Annotated in this window: 17 protein-coding genes and 1 tRNA gene; 11 read left to right on the top strand and 7 right to left on the bottom strand. The window is 67.1% G+C overall.

Features of this window, described 5'->3' with window-relative positions; genetic code table 11:
- Window positions 1–3: 3 nt before the first annotated feature.
- Window positions 4–2,286 (bottom strand): ATP-dependent protease LonB, encoded by a 2,283-nt coding sequence (gene lonB, locus FGM06_RS10340; RefSeq protein ID WP_144799173.1) that lies wholly within the window; start codon window positions 2,284–2,286, stop codon window positions 4–6.
- A 170-nt stretch (window positions 2,287–2,456) separates the two neighbouring features.
- On the opposite strand from lonB, the gene FGM06_RS10335 reads away from it, so the two are divergent.
- Both FGM06_RS10335 and FGM06_RS10330 read left to right on the top strand, forming a co-directional pair.
- Window positions 2,457–2,987 (top strand): nicotinamide-nucleotide adenylyltransferase, encoded by a 531-nt coding sequence (locus tag FGM06_RS10335; protein WP_144799172.1) that lies wholly within the window; start codon window positions 2,457–2,459, stop codon window positions 2,985–2,987.
- 103 nt (window positions 2,988–3,090) lie between these two features.
- Window positions 3,091–3,924 carry an SAM hydrolase/SAM-dependent halogenase family protein gene (locus tag FGM06_RS10330; RefSeq protein ID WP_144799171.1) on the top strand — a complete coding sequence of 278 codons (834 nt, stop codon included), beginning with the start codon at window positions 3,091–3,093 and terminating at the stop codon, window positions 3,922–3,924.
- A gap of 34 nt (window positions 3,925–3,958) precedes the next feature.
- Here FGM06_RS10330 and FGM06_RS10325 read toward each other — a convergent pair whose 3' ends face one another.
- Window positions 3,959–4,420 carry a DUF5793 family protein gene (locus FGM06_RS10325; protein WP_144799170.1) on the bottom strand — a complete coding sequence of 154 codons (462 nt, stop codon included), beginning with the start codon at window positions 4,418–4,420 and terminating at the stop codon, window positions 3,959–3,961.
- A 176-nt stretch (window positions 4,421–4,596) separates the two neighbouring features.
- Between FGM06_RS10325 and FGM06_RS10320 the strand changes: the two genes are divergently transcribed.
- The 3 genes from FGM06_RS10320 to FGM06_RS10310 all read left to right on the top strand — a co-directional run bounded on the left by FGM06_RS10320 (window position 4,597) and on the right by FGM06_RS10310 (window position 9,206).
- Window positions 4,597–6,276, top strand: a complete 1,680-nt coding sequence (locus tag FGM06_RS10320; protein ID WP_144799169.1) for a type II/IV secretion system ATPase subunit — start codon at window positions 4,597–4,599, stop codon at window positions 6,274–6,276.
- Entirely contained in the window at window positions 6,273–8,423 is a 2,151-nt protein-coding gene (locus FGM06_RS10315) for a type II secretion system F family protein (RefSeq protein ID WP_144799168.1), read from the top strand. Before FGM06_RS10320 ends, FGM06_RS10315 begins: the two co-directional genes overlap by 4 nt.
- A gap of 81 nt (window positions 8,424–8,504) precedes the next feature.
- Window positions 8,505–9,206: a class I SAM-dependent methyltransferase gene (locus FGM06_RS10310; protein ID WP_144799167.1), complete on the top strand. Its 702-nt coding sequence runs from the start codon at window positions 8,505–8,507 to the stop codon at window positions 9,204–9,206.
- A 34-nt stretch (window positions 9,207–9,240) separates the two neighbouring features.
- Here the strand turns inward: FGM06_RS10310 and FGM06_RS10305 are convergent, their stop codons facing one another.
- Both FGM06_RS10305 and FGM06_RS10300 read right to left on the bottom strand, forming a co-directional pair.
- Complete coding sequence (locus tag FGM06_RS10305) at window positions 9,241–9,525, bottom strand: hypothetical protein (RefSeq protein WP_144799166.1); 285 nt, start codon at window positions 9,523–9,525, stop codon at window positions 9,241–9,243.
- 13 nt (window positions 9,526–9,538) lie between these two features.
- Complete coding sequence (locus FGM06_RS10300; protein ID WP_144799165.1) at window positions 9,539–10,063, bottom strand: DoxX family protein; 525 nt, start codon at window positions 10,061–10,063, stop codon at window positions 9,539–9,541.
- 242 nt (window positions 10,064–10,305) lie between these two features.
- Between FGM06_RS10300 and FGM06_RS10295 the strand changes: the two genes are divergently transcribed.
- From FGM06_RS10295 to FGM06_RS10280, 4 genes are all read left to right on the top strand, one after another.
- Window positions 10,306–10,376 (top strand) — tRNA-Gly (locus FGM06_RS10295).
- A gap of 698 nt (window positions 10,377–11,074) precedes the next feature.
- Window positions 11,075–11,446: a MarR family transcriptional regulator gene (locus tag FGM06_RS10290; RefSeq protein WP_144799164.1), complete on the top strand. Its 372-nt coding sequence runs from the start codon at window positions 11,075–11,077 to the stop codon at window positions 11,444–11,446.
- Window positions 11,443–11,793: a type II toxin-antitoxin system PemK/MazF family toxin gene (locus FGM06_RS10285; RefSeq protein ID WP_144799163.1), complete on the top strand. Its 351-nt coding sequence runs from the start codon at window positions 11,443–11,445 to the stop codon at window positions 11,791–11,793. Before FGM06_RS10290 ends, FGM06_RS10285 begins: the two co-directional genes overlap by 4 nt.
- Before the next feature lie 951 nt (window positions 11,794–12,744).
- Complete coding sequence (locus FGM06_RS10280; protein WP_144799162.1) at window positions 12,745–12,984, top strand: hypothetical protein; 240 nt, start codon at window positions 12,745–12,747, stop codon at window positions 12,982–12,984.
- Between the two features lie 234 nt (window positions 12,985–13,218).
- On the opposite strand, the gene FGM06_RS10275 is transcribed toward FGM06_RS10280, so the two are convergent.
- Together FGM06_RS10275 and FGM06_RS10270 are read right to left on the bottom strand one after the other, a co-directional pair.
- A complete protein-coding gene (locus FGM06_RS10275) occupies window positions 13,219–13,989 on the bottom strand; it encodes an SDR family NAD(P)-dependent oxidoreductase (protein WP_144799161.1) in 771 nt (256 codons plus the stop codon).
- A 67-nt stretch (window positions 13,990–14,056) separates the two neighbouring features.
- Window positions 14,057–15,136 (bottom strand): NAD(P)/FAD-dependent oxidoreductase, encoded by a 1,080-nt coding sequence (locus FGM06_RS10270; protein WP_144799160.1) that lies wholly within the window; start codon window positions 15,134–15,136, stop codon window positions 14,057–14,059.
- Between the two features lie 149 nt (window positions 15,137–15,285).
- Here FGM06_RS10270 and FGM06_RS10265 point away from each other — a divergent pair, with 149 nt between their 5' ends.
- Entirely contained in the window at window positions 15,286–15,603 is a 318-nt protein-coding gene (locus FGM06_RS10265) for a hypothetical protein (protein ID WP_144799159.1), read from the top strand.
- A gap of 40 nt (window positions 15,604–15,643) precedes the next feature.
- Here the strand turns inward: FGM06_RS10265 and FGM06_RS10260 are convergent, their stop codons facing one another.
- Window positions 15,644–16,315: a metallophosphoesterase family protein gene (locus tag FGM06_RS10260; RefSeq protein ID WP_144799158.1), complete on the bottom strand. Its 672-nt coding sequence runs from the start codon at window positions 16,313–16,315 to the stop codon at window positions 15,644–15,646.
- 535 nt (window positions 16,316–16,850) lie between these two features.
- Here FGM06_RS10260 and coaBC point away from each other — a divergent pair.
- Window positions 16,851–18,026 carry a bifunctional phosphopantothenoylcysteine decarboxylase/phosphopantothenate--cysteine ligase CoaBC gene (gene coaBC / locus FGM06_RS10255; protein ID WP_144799157.1) on the top strand — a complete coding sequence of 392 codons (1,176 nt, stop codon included), beginning with the start codon at window positions 16,851–16,853 and terminating at the stop codon, window positions 18,024–18,026.
- The last annotated feature ends 20 nt before the right edge of the window (window positions 18,027–18,046 follow it).

The raw sequence follows: 18,046 nt of genomic DNA, 5'->3' as shown, positions 1-18,046 counted from the left end.
GTCCTACTGCGGGCTCGGGCTGGAGGGGCCGGAGACGCTCCCCTCCTTCAGCGCCGAGCCGGTGATCGACTTGAGCCGGGAGACGAGCGAGTCCTTCTCGGCCTCGCCTTCGAGGGCGATGTCGAGGACCTCGCTGATGTGCGAGACCGGGATAATCTCGACCATCTCCTTGTACTCGTCTTCGATCATCACGTCCTGCTCGTTCGCCTGCGGGATGATGACCCGGGTGCAGCCGGCCTTCGCGGCCGCCTCGATCTTGTGGGTCACGCCGCCGACGGGGAGCACGTCGCCGCGCACCGACAGCGAGCCGGTCATCGCGAGGCTCTGGTCGACCCCGACGTTCTCTAACGCGGAGATGACGGCGGTCGCGACCGTGATGGACGCGGAGTCGCCGTCGACGCCCTGCTGGCCCGCCTGCACGAACTGGATGTGGATGTCCATCTCCGAGATGTTCTCGTCGGAGAACTTCTTGATGATCGCGGAGACGTTCGACACCGACTCCTGGGCCATCTCCTTCAGCTGGCCCGTGGCGATCACTTCGCCCGGGCCCTGGGAGGGCGCGACCTCGGCCATCACCGGGAGCATGATCCCGGAGTCCTCGCCCATCACGGCGAGCCCGTTGACGCGGCCGACGACGTACCCTTCGGAGACCTGCAGCTCGTAGTCCTTCCGGCGCTCGATGAAGTCGTCCGCGAGCTGCTGTTCGATGGAGCGCGAGCGCCCCTTGGCCTGCAGCACGTGGTCGCGGGTGGTCAGGTCGGCGTCCTCGCCGCGGGCGATGTCGCCGGCGACGCGGACGAGCCCGCCGAGGTTCCGGAACAGGAGGGTGAGGTGGCCCTTCCGGCCGGAGCGGCGCTTGGCCTCGAGGATGACCTCCTCGACGGCCTCGGCCGTGAACTCGGGCAGACGGCCGTCCTTCGCGACCTCCTGGGCGATGAACCGGACGTATTTCCGGCGCATCTCCGGGGTGTCCTCGATGGTGTCCTCCATGTACACCTCGTAGCCGTACCCCTTGATACGGCTCCGGAGGGCCGGGTGCATGTTCTCCATCGCGTCGAGGTTCCCGGCCGCGATCATGACGAAGTCGGTGGGGACGGGCTCGGTCTGGACCATCGCGCCCGAGGAGCGCTCGGACTGGCCCGTGATCGAGAACTCGCCCTCCTGGATCGCCGTCATGAGGTGCTGCTGGCTGCGGATGTCGAGCGTGTTGATCTCGTCGATGAACAGCACGCCCTTGTTCGCCTTGTGGATGGCCCCGGCCTCGACGCGGTCGTGGCTGGGCGTCTCCATCCCGCCGGACTGGAACGGGTCGTGCCGGACGTCGCCGAGCAGCGCGCCGGCGTGCGCGCCGGTCGCGTCGCGGAACGGTGCGGTCTTCGTGTCGCCGTTGTTCACCAGCAGGTTCGGGATCATCGCGTCGGAGCCGCGGTTGAGGTAGCGGAAGACGAGGTAGACGACCCCGGCGGCGATGATGCCGACGAGGATCTGGCCGACGATGATGAGCGCGTAGCCCAGCACGACGGCGATGATGATCCACATCAGAAGCGACCGCATCTGGTTGCGCTTGCGCGCCTCCTCCCGGTGCGCGTCGACGATCTGGTCGCCCTTGCCGGCGGGGACGGTCCGGACCTTCGGCTTGTTGCCGTCCTCCGGGTTGTGGTACACCAGCACGTCCTGCAGCTCCTCTTTCGGGAGGAGCTCGGACATCGCCTTCGCGAGCATCGACTTCCCGGTCCCGGGCGAGCCGATCATCATCACGTGGCGGCGCTGCTTGGCCGCCTTGATGATCACGTCGCGGGCGTGCTCCTGCCCGATGACCTGATCGACGAGGCGGTCGGGGATCTCGAGTTCGGCGGTGGTGTCGATCTTGAGCCCGCCGAGGAGGTCGTCCTCGTCGGGGTCGTCTTCGATCTTGGCGCCCTCGACCTCGACGGAGCTCCCGAGCTCGTCGATGCCGCCGCCCTCGTGCTGTTCGGTGACACCCTCGGGGGTGACGCCGGTCTCGTCCCCGTGACCCGTCTCGGCGTCGTCCGGGCGCGGGTCGTCGTCGACGACGATCCCGTCGTCCCAGACCCCGTCCGGCTCCTCGCCGTCCGTCGGCTCCTCACGGTCGGCCGACTCCTCGGCCTCGCCGGCCTCGTCGGGCGCGCGGGCGCCGTCGTCGGGAGCGACGTCGTCGGGGGCGTCCTCGCCGTTCCCCGCCGAATCCGAGGCCTCAGACCCGGGCTCGTCCGGATTATCGGGGTCCTCGGTCGGCGGGTCGTTCGCGTCCTTTTCGTTGCTCATAGAATCGGATATCGCTAGGAAAAACGAAGGGTCGGCTACTGATATACTTTCTCCCCGCGGACGAGTCTCAGAGACACGGAGAAAAGCCGTTGAGAGCGGCTACAGACCACGATATTCCCGTTTGGCCGGTCCCATGGGGTTTATAAATACTGGCCGCCCAACGTGGATCCATGCGCGGGTTCTACATCGGGAGGTACCAGCCGTTTCACGACGGCCACCGACACATGGTCGAGGAGATCGCCGGCGAGGTCGACGAGCTCGTCCTGGGGATCGGTTCCGCCGGCGACTCCCACACCACCCGGAACCCGTTCACGGCCGGCGAGCGCGTGATGATGGTGACGAAGGCCGTCGAGCACCTCGACGTCACCACCTACGTCGTCCCCATCGAGGACCTCGACCGCAACTCCGTGTGGGTGAGCCACGTCCAGAGCATGACCCCGCGGTTCGACGTGGCCTACTCGAACAACCCGCTCGTCGTCCGGCTGTTCGAGGAGGCCGACGTCGAGGTGCGCGGCTCACCCATGTTCCGCCGCGACGTGTTAGAGGGGACGGAGCTGCGCGAGCGGATGATCCACGGCACCGACTGGGAGGCGCTCGTCCCGGAGGCCGTGATCGACGTGATTCAGGAGGTCGACGGCGTCGAGCGCATCCGCCGGATCGCCGAGACGGACACGAACGGCGAGCCTCCGATGGACGCGTAGGCGGGTCGGTCCGCCGTCGGACGCGCAGGCGGGTCGACCCGCCTACGCGTCCGCTCCGACCGCAACGGCGTCTTTTAAGAGTCCACCGGCCCGCGGATCGCTCATGATCACGCTCACGTCCGACTTCGGCTCGCCGTACCCGGCCGCGATGAAGGGAGTGATCCGCCGCCACACCGACGCCGAGATGATCGACGTCGCCCACGACCTCCCGCGCGGGGACCCGCGGGCGGCCGCCTTCTGGCTGCGCTTCGTCCTCCCGGAGTTCCTGCCCGCCGTCCACTGCGCCGTCGTCGACCCCGGCGTCGGCACCGATCGGGACGCCCTCGTCGTCCGCGCCGGCGCCCACGTCCTCGTCGCGCCCGACAACGGGCTCGCGATGCCGCCCGCGAGGGCGCTCGCGGGGGCGGAAGCGGCGGCCGAGGTCGAGGCGTTCGTCGTCGACGTCGACGAGCCCGCGAGCCAGACGTTCCACGGCCGCGACGTGTTCGCCCCCGTCGCCGCGCGGATCCGCGCGCGGCTCGACGACGATCCCGCGAACGCGGGTCCCGAGGGGGTCGCGGCCGCGCTCGAATCGATGGTCGACCTCTCGCCCGCGACCGACCCCGTCGACATCGCGTTCCCCGAACCGACCGTCGAGCGCGACGAGGCGGGCGACCCCGTCGCCGTCGACGGCGAGGTGCTCGTGATCGACCGGTTCGGCAACGTCGTCACCAACGTCCCGGGAGAGCTGGTCCGCGGCAGCGACTGGATCCGAGTGAACGGCGAGCTCACTCCCGTCGCGGAGACGTTCGGCGCGGTCGACCCCGGCGACCGGCTCGTCACCGTCGGGAGCCACGGCTACGTGGAGTGCGACGTCAACGACGGCCGCGGCGACGGCGCGTTCGACCTGCGCCCGGGCGACGAGGTGCGGCTGGTCGGCGACAACGTGAGTTTCTGAGCGGTCGCGGAAGAAGGGGTACGGGGGACCGGCGCTACAGCTCCACGCCGGAGGGGATCAGGCTCTCGCTGCGGAGGAGGTTCCCCTCGTGGTCGTACACGAGGAACGTGTCCTTGTCGTAGGCGACGAGCCGCTCGCCCTCGACGTCGATCTCGACGCGGTAGCGGGCGTCCTCGTCGCCGGCCGAGTCGCGCGCGGCGTGGATGAACGGGAGAACGTCCGTGGCGGTCTCGTTGAGCTCCAACACGAAGTCCCCGGTGTACCGGTTCGTCACGCCGACCACGCCCTCCGGGTCGGCGGCGTCCGCGAGCGGTTCTCGGAGCCGGAACGCCACGTCGACCTCGGAGGCTTCGAGCAGCTCGCCGTCCGTGTCCGAGAGCCGCTCGCGGAGGAGCCCCTCCGGCCCGTGGAAGTCGATCCGGACCAGGGGCGTCGCCCGGTCGTCGGCGTCGTCGCCGACGCCCTCGACGGTCAGTTCGAAGTAGTCACGCCGCATTGCCTACGCGGTTGTTTGCGGTCTGCACCTATCAACGTAACGGGCCGGACCGCGCGCGGACGGCCGAGGCCGAAGCTGACGCCGCGGGTTCGGCCTCACCGATCGTCCCCGACCTCGCGGCTGATAATCGCCCGGTGGAATTTAAACCGCCACGCCGCGTACGCCCTCGTAATCAGATGGCGAGTGACGCGCGCGAGGACGCCGGGGACCGCTTCGAAGCGCTCCGGAAACGGCTCTCGCGAACGTGGGAGGTGCTGCGGGGGTCGGAGCTCGACGTCCGCCCCTTCCGGCCGGGCGAGGACGGCCAGCTCGCCTCTTTCGCCCTCCCGGACGGCGAGCGCGAGATCGACCGCTACTGGGTGAACGCCCCGTACGCGTACGTCGTGATCACCTACGACGACGCGGAGAGCGAACACCGGTACTACGCGGTCGAGCCGGACCTCGACGACTTCGAACGCGACCTCCTCGACCGCGTCGTCGACGACATCCGCGACCCCCTGCTGTACCGCGAGGGGACCGGGAAGACCGACGAGGAGACGCTCCGCGAGGAGCTGCGGGGGCTGCTGGAGGGGTACGGCGTCGACGCCGGGATGGCGACGTTCCACGCGCTCGCGTACTACCTCTACCGCGACTTCCGCGGCTACGGGAAGGTCGACCCCCTCCTGAACGACCGCCACATCGAGGACATCTCCTGTGACGGTTACGACCTCCCGATCTTCGTCTACCACGACGACTACACCGACATCGAGACGAACGTCTCCTTCCCGAAGGGGGAGCTCGACAACTACGTCATCCGGCTCGCCCAGCAGTCCGGGCGCCACGTCTCCGTCGGCGACCCGATCGTGGAGACGACGCTGCCGGACGGCTCCCGCGCCGAGCTCGCCCTCGGCGAGGAGGTGACCCCCCGCGGCTCCGCGTTCACGATCCGTCAGTACGCCGAGGACCCGTTCACGCCGATCGACCTCGTGGAGTACGGCACGTTCTCGGTCGAGCAGATGGCGTACTTCTGGCTCTGTATCGAGCACAACAAGAGCCTCATCTTCGCCGGCGGCACCGCCTCGGGAAAGACCACCTCGATGAACGCGGTGTCGATGTTCGTCCCGCCGCGCGCGAAGGTGCTCACAATCGAGGACACCCGCGAGCTCTCCTTATACCACGACAACTGGCTCTCCTCGGTCACCCGCGAGCGCCGCTACGAGGGGACCGACATCGACATGTACGACCTGCTCCGCTCGGCGCTGCGCCACCGCCCCGAGTACATCGTCGTCGGCGAGGTGCGCGGCGACGAGGCGATCACGCTGTTCCAGGCGATGAACACGGGTCACACCACCTTCTCGACGATGCACGCCGACTCGATCGAGACGGTGATCAACCGATTGGAGAACGAGCCGATCAACGTGCCGCGCGCGATGGTCCAGTCGCTCGATATGCTCTCGATCCAGACGCTCACCCGCTCGGGCGACCAGCGCGTCCGCCGCGCGAAGACGATCGGCGAGATCGGCGGCATCGACCAGCGCACCGGCGAGCTCGACTACTCGTCGGCGTTCGAGTGGAACGCGGAGACCGACGAGTTCCGCCGCAACGACTCGTCGCTCATGGAGGAGATCGCCGACGAGCGCGGCTGGTCTCGCTCGGAGCTGCTCCGCGAGACCCGTCGGCGCGAGCGCTTCCTCGAGCTGCTCCGCGCGCTGGGCATCACCGACTACCGAACCTTCACCGCCCTCGTCAACGAGTACTACGCCGACCCCGACCGCGTGATGGACCGACTTGAGGAGCGGGCGGCGGACGACGACGGCGTCGACGAGGGCGCGATCGGTGCGGCGCCCTCGTCGGGGGCCGGGGACGCGTTCGAATGATCGCCTCGCTCCCGCTCTTCGCGGCGTTCGGGCTGTGTCTGGCGCTGTTGCTCCCGGCAGTCTCCCGTCGCGCCGACCTGTTCGTCACGCGGGTCGCGCTGTCCCTGTTCGGCGACTACGTCGCGGCGGACGGCCCGCGGCGACGGCGCCAGCGCGACCTGTTGCACGCCGCCCACGTCCCCGGCACTCACCGGGCGTACGCCTCGAAGACGCTGCTGTACGCCGGCGCGCTCGGCGTCGCGGGGAGCGTGCTCGGGGTGTACGCGGCGGCCGCGCTGCTCTCCGCGCTCGACGTCGGGGCGGCGGCGATCCGCGCGGCGCTGCCACCCTCGCTGTCGTTCCTCGCCGGCGTCGCGGGGCTCTCGACACTCACCCTGCCGCGGCTGTTCCTCCTCCTCGCGTTCGCCTCGGCGACGCTCGGCTCGGCCCTCGCGGCCGGGACGTACTACGGGCGGTGGGAGCTGCTCGGGCAGCGGGCGCACGCCAGGGCGGCCGAGATCGACGCCACCCTGCCGCGCACGGTCGCGTTCATGTACGCGCTCTCGCGGTCGGGGATGGCGTTCCCGCGCGTGATGGACACGCTCGCGGAGAACGAGGCGGTGTACGGCGAGGCGGCCGCGGAGCTGTCGGTCGCCGTCCGCGACATGAACGCGTTCGGCACGGACGCGCTGACCGCGCTCCAGCGCACCGCGCGCCGGACGCCGAGCGACGACCTGGCCGACTTCTCGGAGAACCTCGCGTCCGTCCTCGGCACCGGCCAGTCGATCTCGGCGTTCCTCGCCGACCAGTACGAGCTGTACCAGGAGGAGGCCGAGTCGAAACAGGAGCGGTACCTCGAGCTGCTCTCGACGTTCGCGGAGGCGTACGTCACGGCGCTCGTCGCCGGGCCGCTCTTCTTCATCACCATCCTCGTCGTCATCGGGCTCGTCTTGGAGGACACGCTCCCGCTGCTCCGCGTCGTCGTCTACCTCGGCGTCCCGCTCGCGACGTTCGGGTTCGTCGTCTACGTCGACAGCGTGACGCAGGGCGTCGGCGGAACGGAGAGCGTCGACCTCTCCGAGTCGGTCGACGACGACCCGGCCGGCGACGAACCCGCCGTCGACGATCCGACCGGAGATGGCGGCGCCCCGAGCGTCGCGGCCGACGGCGGCGTCGCGGACGGGACCGGTCGGGATCGCTGGGCCGCCAGCCGCGAGCGGCTCCGGGCGTACGACCGGGTCCGAGGGCTGCGTCGGTGGGCCGCGTCGCCGGTCGAGAACGTGATCGAGGCACCGTGGACGTCGTTCCTCGTGACCGTTCCGCTCGCGGTCCTCGGGCTGCTCGTCTTCGCGTTCCCGGTCACGCTGGGGACGCCGACCGAGATGGTCGCGCAGATCGAGACGCCGACCGTCGTCGCGACGGCGTTCGTCCTCGCGGTTTACGCGGTCGTCTACGAGGTCCGGAAGCGCCGCGTCCGCCGGGTCGAGTCGTCGGTGCCCGACTTCCTCGACCGCCTCGCGAGCGTCAACGAGGCCGGGACTTCCGTCGTCGGCAGCGTCCGCCGGGTCGCCGACTCGAACTTAGAGGAGCTGACGGCCGACCTGAAACGCACCCGCCGCGACATCGACTGGGGCGCCGACGTGGGAACCGCGCTCCGCCGGCTGGAGCGTCGCGTCCGGTCGCCGATGACCTCCCGGGCCGTGGCGCTCGTGACGAACGCGATGCACGCGAGCGGCGACATCGGGCCCGTGCTCCGGATCGCGGCCGACGAGGCGCGCGCGACGTGGTCGCTCCGCCGGGAGCGCCGGCAGGTCATGCTCACGTACCTCATCGTGATCTACATCTCCTTCCTCGTCTTCCTCGGGATCATCGCCTCGCTGTCCGTCTCCTTCATCCCGGCCATCGAGGAGGCCGCGGTCCCGGGCGCCGGCGGCACGGGCGGCGTCCCCGGCGCGCCGAGCGGTCCCACCGGGATCACCGACGGCCTCGGCGACATCGACGCGTTCGCCTACGAGCAGCTGTTCTTCCACGCCGCGGCCGTACAGGCCGTCTGCTCGGGCCTCGTCGCCGGCCAGCTCGGCGAGGGTTCGGTCAGGGACGGCGTGAAACACGTGGTCGTCCTCCTCGTACTGACGCTCCTCACCTTCGCCGTCATCGGCATGGTGTGACGGGTCGAGCGGGTCGGGGCGTCGCCCGTCCTCGCGGCCGCCAGTCACCGGAGCTATGTCGCTCGGCGCCGACCCTCGGACATGGAGACGGACCCGCAAGCGACCTACGACCGCATCGCCGCGCACTTCGCGAAGACCCGCGAGTACGCGTGGCCCGAGGTCGAGTCGTTCCTCGAGGGGCGCCGGGCGACGCGCGCGCTCGACGTCGGCTGCGGCAACGGCCGCCACGCGGAACTGCTCGCCGCGCGCTCGGAGTCGGTCGTCGGCGTCGACCTGAGTCGGGAGCTCCTGCGCGAGGCGGCGACGCGGGCCCGCGAGAGCGGCTTCGCCGACGCGCTGGACCTCGTTCACGGCGACGCCGCCGCCCTCCCGATCGCCGACGGCGCGGTCGGGCTCGCCACGTACGTCGCCACGCTCCACCACCTCTCACCGCGCGCCGCCCGCGTCCGGAGCCTCGACGAGCTCGCGCGGGTCCTCGCGCCCGAGGGGACGGCGCTCGTGAGCGCGTGGAGCACCGCCCACGACCGCTTCGACCGGGAGGAGGGGTTCGACACGACCGTCGACTGGACGCTTCCCGGCGGGGAGGTCGTCCCCCGCTACTACCACATCTACTCGCCGGCGGAGTTCGAGGCGGACATCGCCGAGAGCGCGCTCGACGCCGTCGACGTCGACGTCTCCAGCGGGAACTGCTACGCCGTAGTCGCCGCGGCCGACGACGGGCCCGATCGGGAAGCAGAGCCGGGGCTCGTCGACGGATCGTCGAGCGCGGACGCAGAAGAGTAATCGCACCGCCTACCGCGGCGGTCGGGTCACGGGCTCAGTCGGCCACGGTCTCGTGGCCAGCCCTCGCGTCGTCCGCGAGCGGCGTCACGAGCTTGTATGCCGCGTAGAGGCCGAGCACCGCGATCCCGGCCAGCACGAGTCCGGTCCGGATCTGCGGCGAGATGAGCGGGGTCGCCACCACCTCGCCCGCCTCGTTGGTGATCGGAGCGGGACTGTAGGGCTGTCCGGCGAGGATCTCCAGGATCCCCATGCCGACGAGCCCGAGTAACATTAGTCCCGCACTCAGCGCCATCGCCGCCTTGTCGATGATGTTCGTCATTGGATGTCACCTCTTAACCGAGCAGGTAGCGGAGTTTCGGGTGCTGCTCGACGACGTCGAGCTTCTCGATGAGCGCGTCGAGCCCGTAGTAGCGCCCGGCCGACAGCATGATCACGGTGATGAACAGCAGCAGTCCCATGAAGTCGCTGTTGACCAGCCCGTGACCGAAGCCGGCGTTGCCGACCCAGAACAGGGTCATGAAGATGACCCCGCCGAACGCGGCCAGTCGGGTCACGGCGCCGAAGATCAGCGCCAGCCCGATCAGCGTCTCGAACAGGGGGACGCCCGGCTCGATGAGCCACGCGAGGTTGTTCCCCATCCAGACCGGGATGCCGCCCAGCGCGGTCCCGCTCATTCCCTGCATGTAGGTGCTTCCGTAGGTGTACGAGAACCCGCTCTCGATCACCTTCGTGATTCCCGAGTGGAAGAACCACCAGCCGGTCACCACGCGCAGGAAGGCGATCCAGTACGCCGCCCACGGACCGTCCAGCGCGAACTCGACCTCGTCGACCAGTGGATTCCCCGATTGGTATGACATGGTGCTCACCTCACGGGTGAATGTTGAAGGTCTACGCGTATATGTACCCAAGCGGCTTCTAAACGCCTGAAAAACGTTCTAAGCGTTCGGGAACGGGTCCTGATATTGTGGTGTTTTAAATACGATCCCGTCGATTCGAGGCGTATCGGCCTCCGCCGATCGGTTCGCCGTCGGGAACACGGAACGTTTATTGGATTCGTTCGGCCTACGTCTACACGCGTCAGCGACGGACGCACCCGCGCGCGCCGGTGGTCTAGTGGTAGGACCTGAGCCTTCCAAGCTCATGGCCCGGGTTCAAATCCCGGCCGGCGCATTTCTCGAACGAAGTGAGAGAAATCGCCGAGAGGGATTTGAACCCTGGAAGTCGCAGCCCGCGCAGCGAACGAAGTGGGCGAGCAGGACCGTCTTCCTCTGGTTCATAATCCCGGCCGGCGCACTCTCCGACAGAGACCTTCTCTGTAGTCAATTCTCTATCCAGTGCTATCGGAAAGAATATCAGTCGAAAAGTGGTCCTACCACTAAATCTGAGCTGGTCCAGATCTTATCATTATTCGGAAGTATTGAATAGCACAGTTCAGCTATCTCGTGGTCTGAGCTGAGAACGGTGCGAACGAGAATACTCTCCGACTCAAAGCATCGGTGACGCCGACTCGGTGCGTCGTTACGAGAAGGTGTCGTCTGTCGTGACTACCGGTTCCACCTCATCAAGTGCCGATCTCTACTCTCTCCCCGACTCGATGAGGTAATCCATCTCTGTCACCCGATATAATTGCTCGAAAATGAGAATTTTCTGGCTGAGATTCTGGGTATTGGTTTCGTCATCTTGGGTTACGAAACCACCGTTAGGTAGTTACGGTGTACTCAACGATCATAGTAGTTGAGACTGGCCGTCTCAAGGTATACGATTCTCGAACTGCTTTGACGAGGCTAGGGGCGGAGTATCCCCTTCAGCAATTTCGTCGCTTTCACACCTAACACTCATTACGATTGACACCGTATTTCTGCTCAACGATGTCCATCGACCGAGATACCTTCGAGAAGACGAGCGAGGACGAACTCGAGGAACTTTCCGTCCCGGATCAGGTTCTCGGATTTCTCGCCGCCAACGATGATCGCGCGTTCAAGGCCCGCGAAATCGCCTCTCAGATCGGTCTCGATGAGGGCGCGGTCAGCACCGCGCTCTCGAGACTGAAGGACCGCGATCTCGTCGAACACAAAGCGACGTACTGGGCGATAACCGACGACACAGAGCGACTCGACGGATACGGCGGGTACGAACGAGCGACCGCCCTGTTCAACCAGCGACTCGGTACAGAGGACAAGGAGTCCTGGCGCGAACACGCACCCGAGGAACCACATCCGAGCGTCGAGGACGAACAGTGACCGACGAAGAGAGACCGATTTTCGAGCGTGGCGACGTCGTCTACGGGGATGATCCGTTCAAAGGCGAGGAAGATGCTCGGCCTTGGCTCATTCTCTCGAATCATGAAGGCCGTCCGTTCCACGGCGAGCAGTATATTGCGCTCACCTTGACATCGAAATCCTGGATGGACGGCCTGATCGACATTCCTAGTGGGAGTTGGCTTCGTGGTGAGATCCCGGATGTGAGTCGGATTGTCCCGTGGGGAGTCCAATCAATCGACCACGAGGATATCGACTTCTGGCAAGGTCGCCTTGACAGCGATCTCGTCGACGAGGCAGTTGCTGCGCTCGTCGAAGAATTACACTAGTGGAGATCCGGTGAAATTCTATATATTCGATGATCTTCTACTGAAATCGTCATTAGGTAGAGGTGCTTATTGAACCCGGTCATAGAGTACCTACTCGTTTTGGAATTTCATTTCACCCGAAGGCACTTGTTCTCAGTCAAGTCATACTGAACCAATGAAAAGACGCCAATTTCTCGCCGGAACTGTACCTATGGCATCCGTAGTTTTGGGCGGATGCCTTAGGAGCGGTCCGTCTTGTTCGGGAGAGGATAACTGGCCACCGAATGTCCAAGTAGACGAATTGGAACTTACACCGGGTGACTCGGACACTTTCGAGATACAGGTAGACGGCATCACAGCATTCTCGTTCGACTCGCGGTTGTACAAATGTGGGTCCACTGATGCGCCCGTAAGATTTGGAGACATCGATTTCACACCATCGATAGATTCTCAAGCCGACTCCTGTCCGCCATATTATGTTTGGAATGATTGTACCCGTGTGACGCTCCATGTGCCAGTTCACGTTGCTCCGGATGCCGAAACTGGCACCTACGAATACGGTTTCACCGTTATGGAAACGATCGGCGATCGGAATTCACAAGACTACGAATATGCGATCACTGTGACTGAAAACTGAAACCTGACTGTGAAGCATTAAGCATTCTTTCTGTACTGAGCGATTGAGAGTGTGAAAACATCAACTTCAGAAGATTCCAACAGATCACCTACTATCTATATGTCTCATTTCCCGCGAGCCTTCTCGATGAAAAGCTTATAGTTACATGTTCGCCGACTCTGTTGAAATCCTTCAACTCTGACACGAATTGTGTACTGAATAGAGGGCGCGTATCTCACATGGAACCAGAAAAACAGCTGGTCGGATCAGTCAATCCAGAGGTCTCACGAATCGGTCAATACAATCAGACAAATGGGTCCCAGAAAAATTATCACTTTTGAATTATGATTGAATGTATGACTGTGGGTGAGCGCATAGCGGATTCTATCGAATTGAGGATACCGGGAATTGAAATTACATACATCTTTCTGTACAATATGTCCATGTTCTTTGATATGAGCGGGTTCCTTGATGTATATACGTATCTTCCGCGGGGGTCGATGTTTCTAGCGACTGTTATTGCCCTCACAATGGTCGTTTCTTTACTTAATAACGCAATAAACGGTACGAGTTCTTACGACTGGGACTCATTCTAAGACGATCGGTCATCGTACACCCGTATTTACCAGCTGTTGGTTAGCGTAGTTGTGGTTACAAGATTTGTTGGTGGAATAATCCAAAAACTGTTCCCGCTAAAGGCACGATTTCGGGAGGTAGAGGCCAGCTATCCTTCCAATCTCATGGCTCGGGTTCAAATCCCGGCCGGCGCATTTCTCGACGACTGCGTGAACCGTGTGAGACATCGCTCCGCTCAGCGAGTGATCACGGTCTCACAGACTCGCCCCGCCGTCGACCCACACCGTTTCGCCGGTCACGTAGCTCGCGCCCTCGGAGGCGAGGTAGAGGTACGCGCCGGGGAGGTCCGCGGGGGTCCCGGCCCGAGACGGGAGGCTCCCGGAGTCGCCGATCTCGCTCGCCTCCTCGGACCAGCCCTCGCGGATCTCGGTGGCGATCGGTCCCGGCGCGACGGCGTTCACTCTGATCCCGTGGCCGTCGAGCTCGAGCGCCGCGCTCCGGGTGAGCATCTGCACGCCCCCCTTCGTCGCCGCGTAGTGCGAGTGGTTCCGCTCCGCGCGCTCCGCCGTCGTCGACGAGGTGTTCACGATCGCACCGTCGACGCCGCGGTGGATCATGTCCCGGGCGGCGAGCTGCGTGCCGAAGAACGCGCCGCGGAGGTTGACGCCGTGGACGGCGTCGAAGTCCTCGGGGGCGACGTCGAGGAACCCGAGGCTGCGGTGGACGCCCGCGTTGTTCACCATCACGTCGACCCCGCCGAACTCGCGGGCCGCCTCGATCGCCGTCTCGATCTGCGTCGGCTCGGAGACGTCGGTCTCGACGAAGGCGGCGGTCCCGCCGCGCTCCTCGATCGCCTCGTGCGTGGGCGTCTCGGCGTCGACGTCCTTCGGCGCCGCTCGAACGTCGGCGTTGATCACGGTCGCCCCCGCGTCGCCGAACGCGGTCGCGACCGCGCGGCCGATCCCGCTCGATCCGCCCGTGACGACGACCGTCTCGCCGGTGAAGTCCGCGTCGATGGTTCCCATACGGGACCGTCGGGCGGTGCGGATCAAAAAGGGTCGGTATCGGAGCCTCGCGACCGGGGCGCCGGCCTCAGTCGTCGTCGGCCGCGGGCGCCTCGGGTTCGATCTCGCGGTCCGCCCCCTCGCGCGGGCCGCCGGCGTGCCCCTCGTGGGCGACCGCGGTCGCCATGAGCTCAGGGGGGATGGCGGGCACCTCGTCGGCGTCGACGGGGCCGTCGCGGGCGATCGCCTCGGTCGAGCGCGGGAACTCGCGGACGTCCTTGTGGATGGCCAGCCCGGCCTTCGCGCCCTGTCCCATCGCGACGGGGACCTGGTTGTGGCCGGGGGTGAGGTCGCCGACCGCGAACACGCCCTCGACGCTGGTGCGCCCGTGGTCGTCGACGTCGACCTCGCCGCTCTCGGTGAGGTCGCAGCCGAGCCCCTCGGCCAGGGCGGTGTTGTAGTCGGAGCCGTACATCGGGAAGCCGCCGCGGTACTCGCGGCGCGACCCGTCCTCGAACTCCAGCGCCTCGAGCCAGCCGGATTCGGGGTCGTTCTCGACGCCGGTCACGTCTTCATGGACGATATCGACGGGGTGCGCCTCCAGCCGTGCGGCGGTCTCCTCGCTCCACGTCGGCTCCGCACCGCGGGTCAGCAGATCCACGTCGTCGGTGACGTTCAGCATGATCATCGCGACGTGGGCGGCGGCCTCGCCGTGGCCCATCACGTACACCGGCTCGTCGACGAACATGTAGGCGTCGCAGTGGAGGCAGTAGTGGAGCCCCTTCCCCGTCCGCGGGAGCGGCGGGTCCGGGCGCTCGTCGGAGAAGCCGGTCGCGAGCACGACGCGGTCGGCGAGGATCTCGGCGTCGTTCGTCGTCAGCCGGAAGCGGCCGTCCTCGGTCTCGGTCACGTCGGTGACGAAGCCGCGCTCGAAGGCCCCGCCGTACGACTCCACCTGCTCGCGGCCGGTCGCGAGGAACTCGTTGCCGGAGACGTCCTCGGTGACGCCGATCACGTTGTGCGTGTCGGCCATCATCGCCGCGCGCCCGCCGCCGCGGTCGATCAGCACTGTCTCGTGGCCCAGTCGGGCCCCGTACAGCGCGGTCGTCAACCCGGCCGGCCCGCCGCCGACCACAGCGATCTCGTACTCGTCGTCGGACGAACTCATTACCGATCGTAGGCGGTGCGTCGGTTTAAATGGATTCGTGCTGTGCGCGGTCCGCGGCCAGCCCGGTAAGCAGGGCGTACCCGGCTCTCGTCTCCCGAATACGCGGTCTCCCCGGAAGCTTATTATGGTCCGTCGCCTGCGGTGTGGCAGTGCCCTCGCGACTCGCCGCCGCGCTCGCCCTCTTCGCCGTCGGGGTCGCCGCCGACGTGGCGTCCACGTACGTCGCGATCGGCGGCGGACAGTACGTCGAGGGCTCGCCGGTCGGCGCCGCCCTCATCGCCGCCTTCGGGCTCGTCCCCGGGATGCTCCTCACCAAGGCCGCGGGGATGGTCGTCATCGGGATCCCCGTCGCGGTCGCCGGGGGGACCCGGCGGCTCGTCGCGACGCTGATGTGCGCCGGCGTCGGCCTCCTCTCGCTCGCGACCGCCGCGCGGAACGTCCTGCTTCTCCTCGGGCTCTGGCCGTGAGGCGGGCCGTTCCGTCCCGGGCGTTCGGCCCGCTCGGACCTCACTTCCCCTGATACAACCGCTCCGCGGTGCGCTCGGGGAGCCCGGCGTCGGCGACCGCCTCGCTCACGCGGTCGACGTCGTACGCGACCCGCTCGAGGTCCACCTCGTCGGTCGCCGCGTCGAGCACGGCGTACCCCGCGTCCGGGTCGCCGTCGCGCGGCTGGCCGACGCTGCCGGGGTTGACGACGACGCCGCCGGCGACGGCCCGCTTCCCCTGCACGTGCGTGTGCCCGAGGACGATCCCGTCGTAGTCGCCCATGTGTCGGTCGAGGTTCGGGAACTCCTCGGGGTAGACGTAGGCGTCCTCGCGCTCGGCCGCGGGGTGCGAATGGACCAGCAGGTACCGGCCACCCGCGAACGTCTCGGCGCGCGGGAGCCCGCGCAGCCACGCGAGCTGGTCGTCCGAGAGCGTCTCCTTCGCGTGTTCGAGCCCGGCCTCGGCCATGCGGTTGGCGCGGTACCGCTCGGGGGTTTCGACCGTGCGGTCGTGGTTCCCCCTGACCGTCTTCGCCGCCACCTCGCGCACGCGCTCGACGCACTCGGCCGGCCACGGGTTGTACCCGATCACGTCGCCGGCGCAGACGACCCGGTCGACTGCGGGCATGTCGTCGAGGACCGCTTCGAGCGCCGGGAGGTTCGCGTGGACGTCCGAGATGAGCCCCACCTTCATCGGGCTACGGTACGGGAGCGACGCCCGAATAGGTTCGGTCGATACGGAACGGACGTGGAGTTCGAGCGCGGGAGCGTCGAAGACGTCGTACGGTTATAAATTGTCGACGACGGATCGATGGTGAACACCTCCGAAGTCCCAGCCGCTCGGCTATGCGCCGCTGCAGTCGGTGTGACCGAAAACACCCCCAAAGCCCCAGTCGCGACGGCTCGCGTGACTCGCTGTGCTCCTCGACCGCTCGCGTTGCTTTCTCCCTGCGGTCCTTGCGTCGTCAGGCTTCGCCCTCGCGACTGCCCCTTTGAGTCCCACCCCTTTCCGCACAGCACCGCAACCTCACACCTCCCCAACCTCGTCGCTGGCGCCGCCGGCGCCAGCGACTCCCTCGCGCTCGGCTCGCGCCCTCACGGGCGCTCACCGGCGCGCCACCGCAGTATCGGTTTATAAACGACGCTCGCAGAGACGCATCGAGAAGGTGTCGCCGCGCCCCTTCCGCAACGACACCTTATAAGCCGCCGGGGGCGGAACGGTCTCGGTAATGCTACAGGGGGTCAACGTCGCGCTCGGCGTCTCGGGGAGCATCGCGGCGGTGAAGGTCGTCGAACTCGCCCACGAGCTCCGCCGCCAGGGCGCGAGCGTGCGCGCCGTCATGTCCCCGGCGGCGACGAACATCGTCCACCCGTGGGCGGTCGACTTCGCGACGGACGAGCCCGTCGTCACCGAGATCACCGGCGACGTCGAACACGTGGAGCTGTGCGGCCGCGACGGGTGGGCCGACGTGCTCCTGCTCGCGCCCGCGACCGCCAACACCGCCGGGAAGGTCGCCGCCGCGATCGACGACACGCCCGTGACCACCTGCGCGACGACCGCGCTCGGCGCGGACGTGCCGGTCGTGATGGCGCCCGCCATGCACGAGCCGATGTACGACCACCCGGGCGTGCTGGAGGCGCTCGACCGGCTGGAGGCGTGGGGCGTGGCGTTCGCGGACCCCCGGGTCGAGGAGGGGAAGGCGAAGATCGCCGCCGAGGCCGAGATCGTCACCGAGGTCGCCCGCGCGACGACTCCCCACTCGCTGGCGGGCGCGCACGTCGTCGTCACGGCGGGCGCGACGAAGGAGCGCATCGATCCGATCCGGATCTTGACGAACCGGGCGTCGGGGAAGACGGGGCGAGCGGTCGCCCGCGCGCTCTACGTCCGCGGCGCGAAGGTGACGCTCGTACAGGACGGGCCGGACGTCCCCTACGCCGACGTCGTCGCCGTCGAGACCGCCGACGAGATGATGCGGGCGTGTCGGCGGACGGCGGCCACGGCGGACGCGCTGGTGTCGGCGGCGGCCATCTCCGATTTCACCGCCGACGCGGTCGACGAGAAGATCCGGTCGGGGTCGCCGCTCTCCGTCGACCTCCGCCCCACGCCGAAGCTTATCGACTCGGTGCGGGAGGCGTACCCGGACCTGCCGATCGTCGGGTTCAAGGCCGAGACGTCGGGAGACGACGCCGCGATGGTCGCGGAGGCCGAGCGGATCCGCGACCGCGTCGACCTCGCGTTCGTCGTCGCCAACGACGCGAGCGTGATGGGCGACGACGAGACGCGCGTCCTCCTCGTCGGTGGCGAGGGGACCGAGCCGGAGGAGGCGGTCGGCTCGAAGGACGCCGTCGCCGGCCGGATCGCCGACCGCCTCGCGGTCGCGCTCGGACGGGAGACGGGGGCGTAGCGGTTCCCGCTCGGCCGCGA

This window comes from Halorubrum depositum (genome assembly GCF_007671725.1).
Classification (GTDB): Archaea; Halobacteriota; Halobacteria; order Halobacteriales; family Haloferacaceae; genus Halorubrum; species Halorubrum depositum.
The sequence above is the reverse complement of the archived record's forward strand: the minus strand, read 5'-3'. Positions and strand labels throughout refer to the sequence as shown.